3 protein-coding genes are annotated in these 2,850 nt (G+C 52.2%); all 3 read right to left on the minus strand.

Annotated features, from left to right (window positions below):
* Positions 1-143: 143 nt before the first annotated feature.
* The 3 genes from EV680_RS05940 to EV680_RS05950 all read right to left on the minus strand — a co-directional run bounded on the left by EV680_RS05940 (position 144) and on the right by EV680_RS05950 (position 2,663).
* Entirely contained in the window at positions 144-302 is a 159-nt protein-coding gene (locus EV680_RS05940; protein ID WP_132953828.1) for a DUF1328 domain-containing protein, read from the minus strand.
* Positions 303-1,096: 794 nt separating this feature from the next.
* Positions 1,097-1,315, minus strand: a complete 219-nt coding sequence (locus tag EV680_RS05945; protein ID WP_132953829.1) for a SlyX family protein — start codon at positions 1,313-1,315, stop codon at positions 1,097-1,099.
* A gap of 1 nt (position 1,316) precedes the next feature.
* Positions 1,317-2,663, minus strand: coding sequence for a Na+/H+ antiporter family protein (locus tag EV680_RS05950; RefSeq protein ID WP_132953876.1), 1,347 nt, complete (start codon positions 2,661-2,663; stop codon positions 1,317-1,319).
* Between the last annotated feature and the right edge of the window lie 187 nt (positions 2,664-2,850).

The following is a 2,850-nucleotide window of genomic DNA, read 5'->3' on the forward strand; positions in this document are numbered from 1 at the left end:
GTTGCCAAACCCAACGTTTCAGACGGCTTGTGGATTTGTTGGGTTTTCAACCCAACCTACCCGCCGTATCACTTTTTTATGCATTCCACTATAGTCAAACAGATAAAGCCACCTTTCGGATGGCTTTATCTGTTCATATCAAGCTAACGGCGACGGCCGAAAATCATCGACACCACGGCCAAAATCAAAAAGCCGATAAATAAAATCTTCGCAATGCCCGCCGCGCTGCCGGCGATGCCGCCGAAGCCCAAAACCGCCGCAATAATGGCAATCACAAAAAACACCACAGCATAATGCAGCATAGTCTTCCTCCTTTTTCGGTTATGATGGATAAGCCTTCATTTTTTACAACACCCGAACTGCTTGCAGGCAATTCAATATAACACACATATTGAACATAAATAAATTCGCATATCTATTTCGCCAAAGCCTTTATCAATCCATCTTAAATTTTTATTAAAATTTAAATATTTTTTACACAACCTCGCTACCTGCATACAGCCAAACCACAATATCCGCTGCAACAAGCGCTCCATTGCCTGCCGCGCCGCATTTATCGACAGCCGCTGCGCAGGCATATGCATACACCGCAACAATCAAAAAGGCCGTCTGAAACTTTTCTTTCAGACGGCCTTTTTCAAACCTTATACCCATTCAAAAAAATAATATACAAACAGGCAGCCTGTAGGTCGGATTCTCGAATCCGGCACTTGTCCGCAGAACAAGGCATGCACATCGCTTTGGCCGTTGGCCAAACGTCGGATTCAAGAATCCGACCTACGCAGATGGTGCTGCCGGACTGCTTTTATTTTGTAAGGTTATTTTTTTGAATTGGTATTATACCCATTCAAAAAAGTAAGCTAACGAGGCGGCGAACCGCAGGTAGTACAACCAGTACGGCAAGGCGAGACAACAAAGTTATTGATTCGGCAATTAAATATTGAACATTTCCAGATACCGGCAAACAAGCCTTTGGCTTGTTGCCCTCTCCCTAGCCCTCTCCCACGGGAGAGGGAACAGGTTTCTGCTGCGGGTAAGAGGATGTGAATATTCAATCATTAATTGCCGCATCTATAGGTTATTTTTTGGATTGATATTAATAATGCGGCGGCACCTCATCGCCCGGGCTGTAGCCCGCCTCGGCGCTACCGCTTTTATCCTGTTGCACGCGCTGATAGAGCAGCCGCAGCTGCGCTTGCTGCAAATCCAGCGTTTGCTGCATTTTGGCGATTGTGTCGTTCAGGCTGCCGATTAAATCTTCCTGCAAAGCCGCCTGAATTTCCAGCTCGACGATGCGCGCTTCCCAATCGCTCATCTCACAACACCATCGCTGCAATCCAGCCTGCCGCCATCAAGGGCAGGTTGTAGTGCAGAAAAGTCGGAATCACCGTGTCGCGCATATGATCGTGCTGGCCGTCCACATTCAAACCGGCGGTGGGGCCGAGCGTGGAATCGGAAGCCGGCGAACCCGCATCGCCCAGCGCACCGGCGGTGCCGATAATCGCCACGGTGGCCAAGGGCGAAAAGCCCATGCCGATGCACAAAGGCACGTAAATCGCCGTGATAATCGGCAGCGTGGAAAACGAGCTGCCGATGCCCATCGTCACCAACAAACCCACCAGCAGCATCACCAGCGCAGCCATGCCTTTGCTGCCCCCAAACATCGCGGCCGAAGCCTGCACCAAGGGCTCAATCTGGCCGGTGGCCTTCATCACTTCGGCAAAACCTTGTGCGGCAATCATAATAAAACCGATCATCGCCATCATTTTCACGCCGTTGTTAAACACCATATCGGCCTCGCCCCAGCGCACCACGCCCAGCGCCATAAACACGGCAAAGCCCACCATCGCGCCCAGCAGCAGTGAATCGGCCCACAATTGCACGGCAAACGACACCACAATCGCCACCAAAGCCACCATGCTGCGGTAGGTGGAAATTTTCGGTTGCGCGGCCGCCGATTGTGCCGCCTGCACATCGGTTTGCGTGTTTTGATAGTGGCGCGGGCGGCGATAGCTGATAAACACCGCCACCAACAGGCCGGCCACCATGCCCAGCGCCGGAATGGTCATCGCCGACATCACGTTCACGCCGGAAGTGTCCAAGCCGGCTTTATTGATGTTGCCCAGCAGTATCTGCTTCAAAAAGATTTCGCCGAAGCCATAAGGCAGCCACATATAAGTGGTTACCAAACCAAACGTCATCAAGCAGGCGAGCAGGCGGCGGTCGATTTTCATGCGGTTAAACACCAACAGCAAGGGCGGGATAATCAGCGGAATAAAGGCAATATGAATCGGAATCAGGTTTTGGCTCATGATGCTCATCGCCAGCAGCGCCAGCAGCAAGCCCCATTTCACCCAGCTGATGCCGCCGGGCACATTGTCGCGTGCATGGTTCACATCCAAGCGGCGAATCACTACATTAGCCAACGTTTGCGGCAGACCCGAATGGGCAATCGCCACCGCAAACGCGCCCAACATGGCATACGAGAGCGCAATCTGCGCGCCGTTGGCCAGGCCGGTTTGAAACACTTCCATGGTTTTGCCCAGCCCTAAGCCGCCCATCAGGCCGCCGGCCAACGCGCCCAGCAGCAGGCTGAGCACCACATGCACCCGCGCCAGCGACAAGCCTAGCATCACAACCACCGCAATCACCACTGCATTCATAATCTCTCCATCGGCAACCAAACGCACCGCCCGGCCGCATGAAACACTGTGCCACCGGCGCATGCTCCGCGTGCCGGCACATATTAACGAAAACACAATCATAACCTAACATGATTTTACATGCCAGTTTATTTGTGGTTTTCTTACTTTGCTTGATTCTTCTTCATAAAGCTTGGCCGTCTGAAGG

The sequence above is a fragment of the Uruburuella suis genome, assembly GCF_004341385.1.
Lineage (GTDB): Bacteria > Pseudomonadota > Gammaproteobacteria > Burkholderiales > Neisseriaceae > Neisseria > Neisseria suis.